This is a genomic window from Enterobacter sp. E12, assembly GCF_014596715.2.
In the GTDB taxonomy this organism is placed as follows: domain Bacteria; phylum Pseudomonadota; class Gammaproteobacteria; order Enterobacterales; family Enterobacteriaceae; genus Enterobacter; species Enterobacter bugandensis.
Genome location: NZ_CP115601.1, coordinates 4,714,820 through 4,729,195, shown reverse-complemented (window position 1 = coordinate 4,729,195; position 14,376 = coordinate 4,714,820). Strand labels below are relative to the sequence as shown.

The 14,376-nt window shown below is 56.1% G+C and carries 15 protein-coding genes; 10 read left to right on the top strand and 5 right to left on the bottom strand.

Annotation, left to right across the window (positions count from 1 at the left end; translation table 11 throughout):
- The first annotated feature begins 60 nt into the window (after positions 1–60).
- A complete protein-coding gene (rhaS, locus tag IB212_RS22640) occupies positions 61–897 on the top strand; it encodes an HTH-type transcriptional activator RhaS (RefSeq protein ID WP_188246144.1) in 837 nt (278 codons plus the stop codon).
- A gap of 73 nt (positions 898–970) precedes the next feature.
- Positions 971–1,819 (top strand): HTH-type transcriptional activator RhaR, encoded by an 849-nt coding sequence (gene rhaR, locus IB212_RS22635; protein WP_028014857.1) that lies wholly within the window; start codon positions 971–973, stop codon positions 1,817–1,819.
- Here rhaR and rhaT read toward each other — a convergent pair whose 3' ends face one another.
- Positions 1,820–2,854 (bottom strand): L-rhamnose/proton symporter RhaT, encoded by a 1,035-nt coding sequence (gene rhaT / locus IB212_RS22630; RefSeq protein ID WP_188246145.1) that lies wholly within the window; start codon positions 2,852–2,854, stop codon positions 1,820–1,822.
- Between the two features lie 288 nt (positions 2,855–3,142).
- Here rhaT and sodA point away from each other — a divergent pair, with 288 nt between their 5' ends.
- Positions 3,143–3,763, top strand: a complete 621-nt coding sequence (gene sodA, locus IB212_RS22625) for a superoxide dismutase [Mn] (protein ID WP_126496747.1) — start codon at positions 3,143–3,145, stop codon at positions 3,761–3,763.
- A gap of 71 nt (positions 3,764–3,834) precedes the next feature.
- The gene (gene yiiM, locus IB212_RS22620; RefSeq protein WP_045630603.1) at positions 3,835–4,509 is read left to right on the top strand and encodes a 6-hydroxyaminopurine reductase; all 675 of its coding nucleotides are present in this window, start codon (positions 3,835–3,837) and stop codon (positions 4,507–4,509) included.
- A 52-nt stretch (positions 4,510–4,561) separates the two neighbouring features.
- On the opposite strand, the gene cpxA is transcribed toward yiiM, so the two are convergent.
- Positions 4,562–5,935 carry an envelope stress sensor histidine kinase CpxA gene (gene cpxA / locus IB212_RS22615; RefSeq protein WP_003862003.1) on the bottom strand — a complete coding sequence of 458 codons (1,374 nt, stop codon included), beginning with the start codon at positions 5,933–5,935 and terminating at the stop codon, positions 4,562–4,564.
- Positions 5,932–6,630 carry an envelope stress response regulator transcription factor CpxR gene (cpxR, locus tag IB212_RS22610; RefSeq protein ID WP_006179159.1) on the bottom strand — a complete coding sequence of 233 codons (699 nt, stop codon included), beginning with the start codon at positions 6,628–6,630 and terminating at the stop codon, positions 5,932–5,934. Before cpxR ends, cpxA begins: the two co-directional genes overlap by 4 nt.
- Before the next feature lie 150 nt (positions 6,631–6,780).
- On the opposite strand from cpxR, the gene cpxP reads away from it, so the two are divergent.
- The 6 genes from cpxP (at position 6,781) to IB212_RS22580 (ending at position 12,824) form a co-directional block, all read left to right on the top strand.
- Entirely contained in the window at positions 6,781–7,287 is a 507-nt protein-coding gene (cpxP, locus tag IB212_RS22605; RefSeq protein ID WP_028014854.1) for a cell-envelope stress modulator CpxP, read from the top strand.
- 153 nt (positions 7,288–7,440) lie between these two features.
- Positions 7,441–8,334 (top strand): CDF family cation-efflux transporter FieF, encoded by an 894-nt coding sequence (gene fieF, locus IB212_RS22600; RefSeq protein WP_188246146.1) that lies wholly within the window; start codon positions 7,441–7,443, stop codon positions 8,332–8,334.
- A 174-nt stretch (positions 8,335–8,508) separates the two neighbouring features.
- Entirely contained in the window at positions 8,509–9,471 is a 963-nt protein-coding gene (gene pfkA, locus IB212_RS22595; RefSeq protein ID WP_028014852.1) for a 6-phosphofructokinase, read from the top strand.
- A 134-nt stretch (positions 9,472–9,605) separates the two neighbouring features.
- Positions 9,606–10,595: a sulfate ABC transporter substrate-binding protein gene (locus IB212_RS22590; protein ID WP_028014851.1), complete on the top strand. Its 990-nt coding sequence runs from the start codon at positions 9,606–9,608 to the stop codon at positions 10,593–10,595.
- Between the two features lie 107 nt (positions 10,596–10,702).
- Entirely contained in the window at positions 10,703–11,446 is a 744-nt protein-coding gene (locus IB212_RS22585; protein WP_041912098.1) for a CDP-diacylglycerol diphosphatase, read from the top strand.
- A gap of 73 nt (positions 11,447–11,519) precedes the next feature.
- Entirely contained in the window at positions 11,520–12,824 is a 1,305-nt protein-coding gene (locus tag IB212_RS22580; protein WP_041911790.1) for an SLC13 family permease, read from the top strand.
- 38 nt (positions 12,825–12,862) lie between these two features.
- Here IB212_RS22580 and tpiA read toward each other — a convergent pair whose 3' ends face one another.
- Together tpiA and IB212_RS22570 are read right to left on the bottom strand one after the other, a co-directional pair.
- On the bottom strand, positions 12,863–13,630 hold the full coding sequence (tpiA, locus tag IB212_RS22575) for a triose-phosphate isomerase (RefSeq protein WP_006808674.1): 768 nt from the start codon (positions 13,628–13,630) through the stop codon (positions 12,863–12,865).
- Positions 13,631–13,741: 111 nt separating this feature from the next.
- Positions 13,742–14,338, bottom strand: coding sequence for a DUF1454 family protein (locus tag IB212_RS22570; RefSeq protein ID WP_041911791.1), 597 nt, complete (start codon positions 14,336–14,338; stop codon positions 13,742–13,744).
- Positions 14,339–14,376: the final 38 nt, after the last annotated feature.

Here is a 14,376-nt window from a genome sequence, read left to right as displayed (position 1 = left end):
GGTGAGCGTGGAGGGCCTTAATTACTATTTTGAGAACTTTTCTCATTGGTGGGGGCCGTTATGACCGTACTGCACAGCGTCGATTTTTTTCCTTCGGGGGCTTCTCCCGTCGCGATTGAGCCACGGCTTCCTCAGGCTGCGTTCCCGGAGCATCATCATGATTTTCATGAGATTGTGATTGTTGAGCACGGAACAGGCATCCACGTATTCAACGGTCAGCCGTATACCATCAGCGGCGGTACGGTGTGCTTCGTGCGCGACCACGACAGGCACCTGTATGAACATACCGACAACCTGTGTCTGACCAACGTGCTCTATCGTTCCCCGGATGCGTTCCAGTTTCTCTCCGGGTTGAATCAGCTGTTGCCGCAGGAGAAAGACGGCCACTACCCGTCGCACTGGCGGGTGAATCAATCCACGTTACAGCAGGTGCGTCAGCTGGTGAGCCAGATGGAGCAGAGCGAGGACGTGCAGGAGACGCACGCGATTGCCACCCGCGAGCTGCTGTTTATGCAGCTGCTGGTGCTGCTGCGCCGAAGCAGCCTGGTGGAAGGGATGGAAAATAATGACGCACGGCTGAACCAGCTTATGGCCTGGCTGGAAGATCATTTCGCTGAAGATGTTTGCTGGGAAACGCTGGCGAACGACTTTTCGCTCTCGCTGCGCACGCTGCATCGTCAGCTCAAGCAGCATACCGGGCTCACGCCGCAGCGTTACCTTAACCGTCTGCGCCTGATCAAAGCGCGTCACCTTTTACGGCATACCGACGAAAGCGTTACAGAAATTGCTTATCGCTGCGGTTTCGGCGACAGTAACCACTTTTCGACGCTATTTCGCCGGGAATTTAGCTGGTCGCCGCGCGATATTCGTCAGGGGAAAGACGCGTTGCTTCAGTAACGCGAGGGCAGTCACCGTTTTCAGGCCGCAAAAAAGCTAATAATGCCCGGTTATTCGCCGTAGAGGTTGTCGTGTGGCCGCTCAGTTAATTCTTCGCAAAGATGATTTTTTTGCCTCCGCGAGTCAGGCCGTCGCGGTGGCCGACCGTTACCCGCAAAATGTCTTTGCCGAGCACACCCATGAGTTCTGCGAGCTGGTGCTGGTGTGGCGCGGCAACGGCCTGCACGTCCTCAACGACCGGCCCTACCGCATCACGCGCGGGGATCTGTTTTACATTCGCGCCGAAGACAAACACGCCTACGCCTCGGTTAACGATCTGGTGTTGCAGAACGTCATCTACTGCCCTGACAGGCTTAAACTGAATGTCGACTGGGCGAGCAACATTCCGGGCATTCTGAATGCCGGAGGCGAACCGCACTGGCGCTTAAGCAGTAGCGGCATGGCTCAGGTGCGCCAGACGATTTCCCAGCTGGAGCAGGAGAGCCAGAAGAGCGACCCGGTTGCAAACCAGATGTCGGAGCTGCTTTTCGCCCAGCTGGTGATGACCCTGAAGCGCCATCGTTACGCCACGGATAATCCTTCCGCCACCACGCAAGAAGCGCTGCTGGATAAGCTGATCGCCCGGCTTGCGGGCAGTCTGAACAAGAGTTTCGTACTGGAAAAATTCTGCGAGCAGGAGCAGTGCAGCGAGCGCGCGCTGCGCCAGCAGTTCCGCACCCAGACGGGGATGACGATAAACCATTACCTGCGCCAGCTGCGCATCTGCCACGCCCAGTATCTGTTACAGCATACGGAGCTGATGGTCAGTGAAGTGGCGATGCGCTGCGGCTTTGAGGACAGTAATTACTTTTCGGTGGTGTTTAACCGTGAGGTGGGGATGACGCCGGTTCAGTGGCGTCATCGCAGTCGAAAAGCAGCGTAATCAGTTCGCCATGCCGAGGCCGACGATATTGGCCGCAATGATAATCACCACGCAGCCCAGGCTCAGTACGCCAACCGGACGACGTCCGGCGTTGTTCCACTCCTTCAGCACCAGCCCAACCAGCCCACCGCACAGCACGTAGAAGCTCATGTGCAGCATCCAGCTTATGTAGTCGTACTGCGGCGGAATGCTGGCGTGGCCCCAGGCGTAGAAGAAGAATTGCAGATACCACATCAGGCCGCCGAGCGCGGAGAGCAGAACGTTGGTGAGGATCAGCGTTTTTGCCAGCGAGAAGTCGGCTTTTACCGACAGGTTCTTCACTTTTGCCAGACGAATGAAGCAGAAACCGAGGTTTACCAGCGAACCGCCGCCCATGATCACCACGTAGCTTGGCAGGGCAACATACAGCGGGTCAACGCCCAGCGCCGCAGCGGCGTCGTGCATCGGTTTGGCGGCGTTCATGGCGAACGACATGCCCGCCGAGAAGACCCCGCACATCACCGCCAGCAGCAGCCCTTTCTTCAGGTTGAACTCTTCGGCCCTGATGCCCATCTTGCGTTCTTTTAGCTGGCCTGCGCGGGTGACGATCCCCACGCCGATCACCGCCACCAGCACGCCCAGCAGCGTCATTCGCCCGCCCTGGGTGTTGATCAGCACGTTGAAATGGCCGTTAAGAATGGGCGTCATCAGGGTGCCCACTATCAGCGTAATGCCAATCGCGATGCCGATACCCATCGACATCCCGAGGTAGCGCATGGTCAGGCCGTAGTTGATGTTGCCGATGCCCCACATTGCGCCGAACAGGAATACCGGTAGCAGGGTGGAGGCGTTGAAGGAGGAGAAGTAGCCCCAGAAATCGGGCAGCAGCATGGCGCTGATTGTCCACGGCAAAATCAGCCAGGACACGGTACCGCCAACGGACCACATGGTTTCCCACGACCAGCCTTTCACCTTTTTGAACGGGGCATAGAAACAGGCTGCACTGGCTGCGCCTATTAAATGCCAGAAGATACCCATCGTAATCGCATGATTCATTTTTACGTCCTCATCGTTTTTATAGCCGGAGGCTTCCCCCCGACTTGATGAGTGTAAAAATTAGGCTGTTCAGGAACCTTCAGAAGGTTGCCGCACTTTTGTTTTGAATGGCAATCAGCACGTTAAGCGCGTGAGCAGACTCACAATTCTTTTATTTCTCAAAAACCGAATAACCATATAAAAACTACGGCATTGATAATCATTTTCAATATCATTTAATTAACTATAATGAACCAACTGCTTACGCGGCATTAACAGCTGTGCCGCCCGACAATAATGGAGAGGATTATGAGTTATACACTGCCATCCCTGCCGTATGCCTACGACGCACTGGAACCGCATTTCGACAAGCAGACGATGGAAATCCATCACACTAAACACCACCAGACCTACGTGAACAACGCGAATGCTGCGCTGGAAAGCCTGCCAGAGTTCGCTAATCTGCCTGTTGAAGAGCTGATCACCAAGCTGGACCAGCTGCCAGCAGACAAGAAAACCGTACTGCGTAACAACGCGGGCGGTCACGCTAACCACAGCCTGTTCTGGAAAGGCCTGAAAACCGGTACCACCCTGCAGGGCGACCTGAAAGCGGCTATCGAGCGCGACTTCGGTTCCGTAGACAACTTCAAAGCGGAATTCGAAAAAGCCGCTGCAACCCGCTTCGGCTCTGGCTGGGCGTGGCTGGTTTTGAAAAGCGACAAGCTGGCAGTGGTTTCTACTGCTAACCAGGACTCCCCGCTGATGGGTGAAGCGATCTCTGGCGCATCCGGTTTCCCAATCCTGGGTCTGGACGTGTGGGAACACGCTTACTACCTGAAGTTCCAGAACCGTCGCCCTGACTACATCAAAGCGTTCTGGGATGTCGTGAACTGGGACGAAGCAGCAGCGCGTTTCGCCGCTAAAAAATAAGGTTGCATTGACGTCTGTGAGAAGCGAGTCTGATGACTCGCTTTTTTTGTATCTGCGTAATGGAGGCAGCGATGCATTACCCGGTGAACGTGTTTACAGGCAAGGTAAGGGAGTACGACGGCAGCCGCCCAAGCGCCATCGCCAAAGTGCAGGTCGACGGTGAGCTGTCGCTGACCGAGCTCGGGCTTGTGGGCGACCAGCAGGCCGAAAAGAAAATCCACGGCGGGCCCGATCGCGCGCTGTGCCACTATCCGCGCGAGCACTATCAGCACTGGAAAACCGAATTTCCTGAGCAGGCGGACCTCTTCGTCGCGCCCGCGTTTGGCGAAAATCTCTCAACGGAAGGGCTGACGGAAAAGAACGTCTTTATTGGCGATATTTACCGCTGGGGCGATGCCCTGATTCAGATCACCCAGCCGCGCTCGCCGTGCTTTAAGCTCAACTACCATTTCGGTATTCAGGATATGTCGGCCCAGCTGCAAAACGCGGGTAAAACCGGCTGGCTGTACCGCGTTGTGCAGGCGGGACAGGTTTCGGCGGATGCGCCGCTTGAGCTCGCGTCGCGCCTGAGTGAGGTGTCGGTGTACGACGCCTGCGCGATTGCCTGGCATATGCCTTTCGACGATGAACAGTATCATCGCCTGCTGTCGGCGGCGGGGTTGTCTACCAGTTGGACGAGAACGATGCAAAAGCGGCGTATAAGCGGGAAGATCGAGAGTAGTTCGCGGAGATTGTGGGGGAAATAGGTTCCGTAGGAAGTAGGCCGGGTAAGGCGAAGTCGCCACCCGGCACATACCGTTACGAACGCTTATACAGCGGTAGCCACAGCGTTAACCGCAGCCCGCCCAGCGGGCTGTCGTCGGCTTTCACCCAGCCGCGGTGCTGCTGCATGGCGGTTTCTACAATCGCCAGCCCCAGCCCCGTGCCGCCAGACTCACGGTCGCGCGCTTCGTCGGTGCGGTAGAACGGACGGAAAATCTGCTCGCGATCTTCCGGGCTGACGCCAGGACCGTCGTCATCGACAATGACGGTGATCCCGTCTTTATCCACCGAGAACGCCACTTCAATCTTCGTGTGCGAGTAGCGCAGGGCGTTACGCACGATATTCTCCAGCGCGCTTTCCAGCGCGTTGGGGTTACCGTACAGCGGCCACGGGCCCGGCGGGAAGTTGACGGTGAACGATTTACCCATCTGCTCCGCTTCGAACGCCGCGTTGTCCAGCACCTCGTGCCACAGGTGATTGGCTTTCACCGTTTCGCTCACCAGCGCGTTTTTCTGCTGGTTGCGCGACATCACCAGCAGATCGTTAATCATGCTGTCCAGACGATGCGCTTCCGTTTCAATACGTTCCAGCTCTTTGCTCTCCCCGCTGCGGCGACGCAGCAGGGCGGTGCCCAGCTGTAAGCGCGTGAGCGGGGTGCGCAGTTCGTGTGAGATGTCCGACAGCAGGCGTTGCTGGGCCGTCATCATCCGATCAAGCGCGCTGACCATCTGGTTAAAACTGGTGCCGGCGGCCAGGAACTCCTGCGGCCCGGATTCCAGCTCCGGATGCTGCCTGAGGTTGCCTTGTGCCACTTCGTCCGCCGCGTTTTTCAGCTTACGCGCCGGTTTCGCCAGGCTCCACGCCAGCCATAACAGCAGCGGGGAACTGACCAGCATCGTGACGATCAGCAGCAGAAGCGGACGGTCAAACAGCAGGTTGATGAAGTCGGACTGGGAACTGCTCGCAGGGCGAATCAGGTAGAGCTGGTAGTTATCTTCCCCATCCCGTACCGAGAAAGGGCCGACCATCTCTACCCGACCATATTTCTTTTTCTGTGGGTGATCGGCGTTATCCGCCTGGCCAATAAAGTTGCGGATGATCTGCATTTCATTGCGATCGGCGCCAATCACGCGGCCTTCGCTGGTAACCAGCAAAAGACGTTGTCCTGGCGGCGCCCACTTGTCGATAGCGCGAAACAGCCTGCGCCACCACATTAAATCGTTCGGCGGATCGTTTGCCAGCTCCGCTTCCACGTGCTGCTCGATCATCACGCCCTGACGTTGCTCGCTGTCGAGCAGCTCCGTCATCTGGCGTGAGTCGAGTTTTGGCAACATCAAAACGAGCATTAAAACCAGTGCCAGCGTCAGCCAGAAGATGGCGAAGATGCGGGCGGTTAAGCTGCCTATCATGAAGCAGAAACCATCAGATAACCACGACCACGCAGGGTTTTAAACCATGGGTGACCGTCTTTACGCTCCGGCAGCTTGCGGCGCAGGTTAGAGATGTGCATGTCGATGGCGCGGTCAAACGGCGTGAGGCGTTTGCCCAGCACTTCCTGGCTTAAATGTTCACGCGATACCACCTGGCCAAGATGTTGCGCCAGTAGATACAGCAGTGTGAACTCGGTGCCGGTAAGCTCCAGCGTCTGGCCGTCGAAGCTTGCTTCCTGACGGCCCGGGTTCAGGCTCAGGGAGTCCACTTCCAGCGTTGGCGAGCTGTTGTCGGTATTCTGCTGCTGCTCGCTCCAGTGGGAACGACGCAGGATCGCGCGAATACGGGCCACCAGTTCACGGTCGTTGAACGGCTTCGGTAAATAGTCATCCGCACCCAGCTCAAGGCCGAGAACGCGGTCAAGCTCGCTGCCGCGGGCGGTCAGCATGATAACGGGGGTCTGGTGTGTCTGGCGAAGCTCTTTTAGCGTATCAATACCGTTTTTCTTTGGCATCATTACGTCGAGCAAAAGTAGATCGATGCTGTCGTCAAGGAGACTCAGCGCCTGCTCGCCATCATGGGCAACCAGAACGTTGAAACCTTCCATGTCGAGCAACTCCTTTAAAAGGGATGTGAGCTCTCGGTCATCGTCAACTAACAGGATTTTATTCATTGTTTAAATACCTCCGAGGCAGAAATTACGACATCAAGGCTATCTAATCCATGACTTTACGTTGTTTTACACCCCCTGACGCATGTTTGCAGCCTGAATCGTAGACTGTCTCTCGTTGAATCGCGACACGAAAGATTTTGGGAGCAAGTGATGCGCAAAGTTACCGCTGCCGTCATGGCCTCAACGCTGGCGTTCAGTGCGTTTAGCCAGGCTGCTGTAGCTATCATCGGCGATAACGGTTCCTCGCAAGAGGGCGCAACGCAGCACAGCAGCCAAAGCCATATGTTTGACGGCATAAGTTTAACCGAACATCAGCGTCAACAGATGCGAGATCTGATGCAGAGGGCACGACACGACCAGCCCCCTGTTAATGTTAGCGAAATGGAGACAATGCATCGCCTTGTCACCGCAGAAAATTTTGACGAAAGCGCTGTTCGCGCTCAGGCCGAAAAAATGGCACAGGAACAGGTTGCCCGCCAGGTAGAAATGGCGAAGGTCCGCAACCAGATGTTCCACCTGCTAACGCCCGAGCAGCAAGCGGTTTTGAATGCCAAACATCAGCAGCGTATGGACCAGCTGCGTGAGGTTGCACGGATGCAGCGAAGCTCAGAAGCGACGTTTTTCAGTAGCAATAGCAGTACCCGTAGTAACCAGTAAACCCTGTTTTCCTTGCCATAGACACCATCCCTGTCTTCCCCCACATGATGTGGGGGTTTTTTTTGCCCCGCATTCTGATTTGTTAACCGTTTATTCATCCTTTGCCTCCCCATGCTTCCGTTATACTAGCGGCATGACATGACAGGAGCGTTTATGAATCAATCCTATGGAAGGCTGGTAAGCCGGGCCGCCATTGCGGCGACCGTCATGGCCTCTGGCCTGCTGCTGATCAAAATCTTTGCCTGGTGGTATACCGGCTCGGTCAGTATTCTGGCGGCGCTGGTGGATTCACTGGTCGATATCGCCGCCTCGCTGACCAATCTTCTGGTGGTGCGCTACTCGCTGCAGCCGGCGGATGAAGAGCACACGTTTGGGCACGGCAAGGCGGAATCGCTCGCGGCGCTGGCGCAAAGTATGTTCATTTCTGGCTCTGCACTGTTCCTGTTTTTGACCGGTATCCAGCATCTGGTTTCGCCTTCACCGATGAACAATCCCGGTGTCGGCGTGGTCGTCACGGTCATTGCACTTATAAGCACACTTGTTCTGGTAACGTTCCAGCGCTGGGTCGTTCGCAAAACGCAAAGTCAGGCCGTACGGGCGGATATGCTTCATTATCAATCTGATGTTATGATGAATGGGGCTATTCTTATTGCGCTCGGTCTGGCTTGGTATGGCTGGCATCGGGCCGATGCGTTGTTTGCGTTAGGGATTGGTATCTATATTTTATATAGCGCCCTGCGGATGGGGTATGACGCGGTGCAATCACTGCTCGATCGCGCTCTTCCGGACTCAGAACGTAACGAAATTTTTTCTATCGTGACCTCCTGGCCCGGCGTCAGCGGTGCACACGATCTTCGAACGCGGCAGTCAGGGCCGACCCGCTTTATTCAGATTCATATTGAAATGGAAGACAACCTGCCACTGGTACAGGCTCACGTTATTGCTGAGCAGGTCGAGCAGGCGATTTTGCAGCGTTTTCCTGGTTCAGACGTCATCATTCACCAGGATCCCTGCTCGGTTGTATCCGGACATGTTGGGCTTTCGTAATTCGTTGTAAAAAAGTGAGCCAGGCCAGCATTTTGTGTATAAATTACCGCCATTTGGTCTGACCTGAATCAATTCAGCCAGAAGGGATTGATATACTATTTGCAGTATTCGTTGGTCGATAAGTTTCTTCCGGCAACAGATTTCAATTTTGCATTCCTAAGTTCAGAGGTAGTCATGATTAAGAAAATCGGTGTGTTGACAAGCGGCGGTGATGCGCCGGGCATGAACGCGGCAATTCGTGGGGTTGTCCGTGCAGCGCTGACGGAAGGTCTGGAAGTTTTTGGTATCTATGATGGTTACCTGGGTCTGTATGAAGACCGTATGGTTCAGCTCGACCGCTACAGCGTGTCTGACATGATCAACCGTGGCGGTACCTTCCTTGGGTCTGCGCGCTTCCCGGAATTCCGTGACGAACATATCCGTGAAGTGGCTATCGAGAACATGAAAAAGCGTGGTCTGGACGCGCTGGTCGTTATCGGCGGTGACGGTTCGTACATGGGTGCAAAACGTCTGACCGAAATGGGCTTCCCGTGCATCGGCCTGCCGGGCACCATCGACAACGACATCAAAGGCACTGACTACACCATCGGTTACTTCACCGCGCTGGGCACCGTTGTGGAAGCCATTGACCGCCTGCGTGACACCTCTTCTTCTCACCAGCGTATCTCTATCGTTGAAGTGATGGGCCGTTACTGCGGTGACCTGACCCTGGCAGCGGCTATCGCCGGTGGTTGTGAGTTTGTGGTGGTTCCTGAAGTGGAATTCAGCCGCGAAGATCTGGTTGCAGAAATCAAAGCCGGTATCGCGAAAGGTAAGAAACACGCGATTGTGGCTATCACCGAGCACATCTGTGACGTTGACGAGCTGGCGAAGTACATCGAAACCGAAACTAAACGCGAAACCCGCGCGACCGTTCTGGGCCACATCCAGCGCGGCGGTTCCCCTGGCCCGTACGACCGTATTCTGGCGTCCCGCATGGGCGCGTACGCTATCGAGCTGCTGCTGCAGGGCCACGGCGGCCGCTGCGTCGGTATTCAGAACGAACAGCTGGTTCACCATGACATCATCGACGCGATTGAAAACATGAAGCGTCCGTTCAAAGGTGACTGGCTGGACTGCGCGAAAAAACTGTACTGATCTTTCGAGCCCTCTTCTTTCTGAAGAGGGCTTTTATTCCTCCACGTTATAGCCAATCTTTTTTTATTCTTTAATCATCGATTCGCTTTCTGGCACGCTGCATTCATCAAAACACTACACAAGAGAGCTGGGCGATGAATAAATGGGGCGTGGGGTTAACATTATTGCTGGCATCGACCAGCGTGCTGGCAAAGGACATTCAACTTCTCAACGTGTCGTACGACCCGACGCGTGAGCTGTACGATCAATACAACAAAGCCTTCGCGGCGCACTGGAAGCAGGAAACCGGCGATAACGTGGTGGTTCGCCAGTCGCACGGTGGCTCTGGTAAGCAGGCGACATCTGTGATTAACGGTATTGAAGCCGACGTGGTTACCCTGGCGCTGGCCTATGATGTCGACGCTATCGCCGAGCGTGGCCGTATCGACAAAAACTGGATCAAACGCCTGCCGGACAACTCCGCGCCATACACCTCGACCATCGTCTTCCTGGTGCGTAAAGGCAACCCGAAACAGATTAAGGACTGGAACGACCTGATCAAACCGGGCGTTTCTGTGATTACCCCGAACCCGAAAAGCTCCGGCGGGGCACGCTGGAACTACCTGGCGGCCTGGGGCTACGCGCTGCACCACAACAACGGTGACCAGGCTAAAGCACAGGAGTTCGTCAAATCCCTGTACAAAAACGTTGAAGTGCTGGACTCCGGCGCGCGCGGTGCCACTAACACCTTCGTCGAGCGCGGAATTGGCGACGTACTTATTGCCTGGGAAAACGAAGCCCTGCTGGCGACCCACGAACTGGGTAAAGACAAGTTTGAGATCGTGACTCCGAGCGAATCCATCCTCGCCGAGCCGACCGTTTCCGTGGTCGATAAGGTCGTTGATAAGAAAGGCACCAAAGCGGTGGCGGAAGCCTACCTGAAGTATCTCTACTCGCCGGAAGGCCAGGAAATCGCGGCGAAGAACTTCTATCGTCCACGCGATGCGGCTGTCGCGAAGAAATACGACAGCGAATTCCCGAAACTGAAGCTCTTCACCATTGATGATGTGTTCGGCGGCTGGACGAAAGCGCAGAAAGAGCACTTCTCTAATGGCGGCACCTTCGACCAGATTAGCCAGCGTTAACGGTTAGCAAACGACACGGCGACCCGGTGTGAGAAATCCACCGGGTTTTTTATTTGGTCATCATTTTGCGTTACTCTTTTGCCTCTATTGAAAACAGGGAACGCGTTGTGAAAAAAATTATCTTATTGATCCTGATTGTCATCGCCCTTGCCGCAGGCGGCGTGTACTGGATAAAAGCGGGTAATCCGAATGCGTTGCGCCATATCGTCCTCGACCAGTGTCTGCCTAATCAGCTGCAACACCGTAACCCGGCACCCTGCGTGCAGGTGAAGCCTGACGCGGGCTATGTGGTATTTAAGGACCGCAACGGGCCGCTGCAGTATCTGCTGATGCCAACGTATCGCATCAACGGCACCGAAAGCCCGCTCCTGACCGAGCCTCATACGCCAAACTTCTTCTGGCTGGCGTGGCAGTCGCGCAGCTTTATGACCCTGAAGCGTGGCTCTGAAGTGCCGGACAGCGCTATTTCGCTGACGATTAACTCACCGACCGGACGCACGCAAAACCATTTCCATATCCATATCTCCTGCCTGCGCCCGGACGTGCGCGAGAAGCTCAACGCGGCGCAGGGAGATATCAGCACCCAGTGGCTACCGTTCCCGGGTGGGCTGGAAGGGCATGAGTACCTCGCACGCCGGGTGACGGAGAATGAACTGGTCCAGCGCAGTCCGTTTATGATGCTGGCGGAAGAGCTGCCGGAGGCGCGCGACCATATGGGACGCTTCGCGCTGGCGATGGCGCAGCAGTCGGATGGTTCGTTTGTTTTGCTGGCGACCGAGCGTAACCTGCTCACGCTTAACCGCGCGTCGGCAGAGGAATTGCAGGATCATCAATGCGCTATCCTGAAGTAACCCCACTATAAATCGCGTTTACTCAGGCTGCCTGTCACCGTAGACTTGCTGAAAAAATCTACAGGAGACAGGTATGTCGCTCTGGTTAACGCATCCTCTGCTGCTGCCCTCGCTGATCGTCGGCGTCACCATCGTGCTGTGGGCGACGTCGCTGTTGCCGGAATTTATCACCGCGCTGCTGTTTTTCACGGCGGCGATGACCGCCAGAATCGCCCCGCCGGAGGTGATTTTTGGCGGTTTTGCCTCGTCGGCCTTCTGGCTGGTCTTCAGCGGCTTTGTGCTCGGCGTGGCGATCCGTAAAACCGGCCTGGCGGACAGGGCCGCCCGGGCGCTGTCGGCAAAGCTCACCGACTCCTGGATGCTGATGGTGGCGAGCGTGGTATTGCTCAGCTACGCGCTGGCGTTTGTGATGCCGTCAAACATGGGGCGTATTGCGCTGCTGATGCCCATTGTCGCGGCGATGGCGAAACGCGCCGGTATTGCCGACGGCTCCCGCGCCTGGTTCGGCCTTGCGCTGGCAGTCGGCTTCGGTACCTTCCAGCTCTCGGCCACCATTCTGCCCGCCAACGTGCCTAACCTGGTCATGAGCGGCGCGGCGGAAGGCTCGTACGGCATTCACCTGAACTATGTCCCGTATCTGCTGCTGCACACGCCGGTGCTCGGTATTCTCAAAGGCCTGATTCTGATTGGCCTCATCTGCTGGCTGTTCCCCGGCAGCCCGAAACCGGCGAAGGATTTCACGCTGTCTGAACCGATGGGGCGTGACGAAAAACGACTCGCCTGGCTGCTGGTGGTGGTGCTGATGATGTGGGTGACGGAGAGCTGGCACGGCGTGGGGCCGGCGTGGACGGGGCTGGCGGCCTCGATTATCGTTATGCTGCCGCGCATTGGTTTTATCACCGGCGAGGAGTTTTCGGCGGGGGTAAATATGCGCACCTGCATTTACGTTGCGGGTATTCTCGGGCTGGCGATCGTCGTGACGCAAACGGGTATCGGAGCGGCCGTAGGCGAGGCGCTGCTGCGCATAATGCCCCTGGATGTGGACAAACCATTCACCAGCTTCCTGGCGCTAACCGGAATTACTACGGCACTCAACTTCATTATGACTGCCAACGGCGTTCCGGCGCTGTACACCACGCTGGCGCAGAGCTTCTCGGACGCGACCGGTTTCCCGCTGCTGTCGGTGATCATGATTCAGGTACTGGGCTATTCCACGCCGCTGCTGCCGTATCAGGCGTCGCCGATTGTGGTGGCGATGGGGCTAGGAAAGGTGCCTGCAAGGGCGGGGATGGTGCTCTGCCTGGCGCTGGCGATTGCGACGTATCTGGTGCTGCTGCCGCTGGATTATCTGTGGTTTAGCGTGTTAGGGCGTTTGTAGCGGCGGGTAAGCGCAAGCGCCACCCGCCACAAAGGCCATTACGCCTGTTTAGCCGCTTCTGCCGCTTTAACGATCACCGCGAAAGCGTCCGCTTTCAGGGATGCACCGCCAACCAGCGCGCCATCGATATCTGGCTGGGTAAACAGCTCAGCAGCGTTGGAGGCGTTTACGGAGCCGCCGTACTGGATGATCACTTGCTCAGCCACTTTCGCGTCGGCTTTAGCAATGTGGTCACGGATGAATTTGTGAACTGCCTGAGCCTGCGCAGGGGTAGCAGATTTGCCGGTACCGATCGCCCAGACTGGCTCGTAAGCGATAACCGCGCCTTCGAACGCTGCCGCGCCCTGCGTTTTCAGCACGGCGTCGATCTGACGTGCACACACTTCTTCGGTTTTGCCCGCTTCGTTTTCCGCTTCGGTTTCACCGATGCACAGAACCGGGATCAGACCCTGCTCTTTCAGCACGGCAAATTTCTTCGCGATGAACTCGTCAGATTCTTTGTGGTAGGTGCGACGCTCGGAATGGCCGATGATGATGTATTTCGCGCCGATATCTTTCAGCATTTCAGCGGAAGTTTCACCGGTGAACGCGCCAGACAGGTTAACGTCAACGTTCTGCGCGCCCAGCACGATGTGGCTGCCGTCAGCGGCACGTTTAGCCAGATCCAGGTACATATCCGGCGGAGCGATAGCAACCGCGCAGCCGGTCACGCCAGCCAGCTCTTTACGCAGGTTTGCAACCAGTTCGTTTACCATATGGCGGCTGCCGTTCAGTTTCCAGTTACCCATCACTAAAGGATGTCGCATTTCAATTCTCCACGCTAAATAAGCGAATTAAGGAATATGGCCGCCCTGTCGGGCAGCATGGTCTGTGAATCAGTATAGAGATTTTCCCTCGAAAGGCTTTGCTTTTTGTCATTAATTGGCCCCGCCAAGGGTGTCAGATAGCGCCAGCTTAATCGGTTCAACGGCGAAGGTCAGTCCTTTTTCGCCGTTATCCGCCACCACATAGCGAATCGCACCTTCGGTTGTGGCGTAGTACCGCTTGTTTTTACCGGCGGCCAGCAGCTTTTGCAGCTTTTGCTGGCTCTGCTTTTTCGTCAGCGCAGGCGTAAACGCCTGCAGCACCGCGCTCATGTAATCAAGCGCCTTCGATTTAGCCGCTTTCTGCTCTGGCCCCTGAATCGGCAGCCAGGTGATTTGCATGCTTTTGATTTTTAACGTACCGCGCTCCAGCGCCGTGGAAGCATACAAATTCTCGTTAATCTTGCTCGCTGCACGGGTCAGTGTAGGGGTATCGCGCGAGCTATCAATGGCGCGAAACTCATCCAGCGGCAGCCCTGGGTTGGCCTGATTGAAAGCTTCGCGAAACTGGCTGATGGACTGATCGAAAGACGGTGCGCCCGCCAGCAAATACGGCGCAGTGGTGGGGGCCGCGGTGTTGGCGGCGTGCAGCGGAAAACCCGCGCCGAGCATCGCTAAACACAGGAAAAGAGAATGTGCCGAATTTTTCATCAACATTGCACCTGGCCGTAAGTGCTCATGATTAAAAC

Bases quoted from the DNA above. Each gene is read 5' to 3' on its own strand.
- rhaS (WP_188246144.1), top strand. From the start codon at position 61: ATGACCGTACTGCACAGCGTCGATTTTTTTCCTTCGGGGGCTTCTCCC.
- rhaT (WP_188246145.1), bottom strand. From the start codon at position 2,854: ATGAATCATGCGATTACGATGGGTATCTTCTGGCATTTAATAGGCGCA.
- sodA (WP_126496747.1), top strand. From the start codon at position 3,143: ATGAGTTATACACTGCCATCCCTGCCGTATGCCTACGACGCACTGGAA.
- yiiM (WP_045630603.1), top strand. From the start codon at position 3,835: ATGCATTACCCGGTGAACGTGTTTACAGGCAAGGTAAGGGAGTACGAC.
- cpxA (WP_003862003.1), bottom strand. From the start codon at position 5,935: ATGATAGGCAGCTTAACCGCCCGCATCTTCGCCATCTTCTGGCTGACG.
- cpxR (WP_006179159.1), bottom strand. From the start codon at position 6,630: ATGAATAAAATCCTGTTAGTTGACGATGACCGAGAGCTCACATCCCTT.
- cpxP (WP_028014854.1), top strand. From the start codon at position 6,781: ATGCGCAAAGTTACCGCTGCCGTCATGGCCTCAACGCTGGCGTTCAGT.
- fieF (WP_188246146.1), top strand. From the start codon at position 7,441: ATGAATCAATCCTATGGAAGGCTGGTAAGCCGGGCCGCCATTGCGGCG.
- pfkA (WP_028014852.1), top strand. From the start codon at position 8,509: ATGATTAAGAAAATCGGTGTGTTGACAAGCGGCGGTGATGCGCCGGGC.
- IB212_RS22590 (WP_028014851.1), top strand. From the start codon at position 9,606: ATGAATAAATGGGGCGTGGGGTTAACATTATTGCTGGCATCGACCAGC.
- IB212_RS22580 (WP_041911790.1), top strand. From the start codon at position 11,520: ATGTCGCTCTGGTTAACGCATCCTCTGCTGCTGCCCTCGCTGATCGTC.
- tpiA (WP_006808674.1), bottom strand. From the start codon at position 13,630: ATGCGACATCCTTTAGTGATGGGTAACTGGAAACTGAACGGCAGCCGC.
- IB212_RS22570 (WP_041911791.1), bottom strand. From the start codon at position 14,338: ATGAAAAATTCGGCACATTCTCTTTTCCTGTGTTTAGCGATGCTCGGC.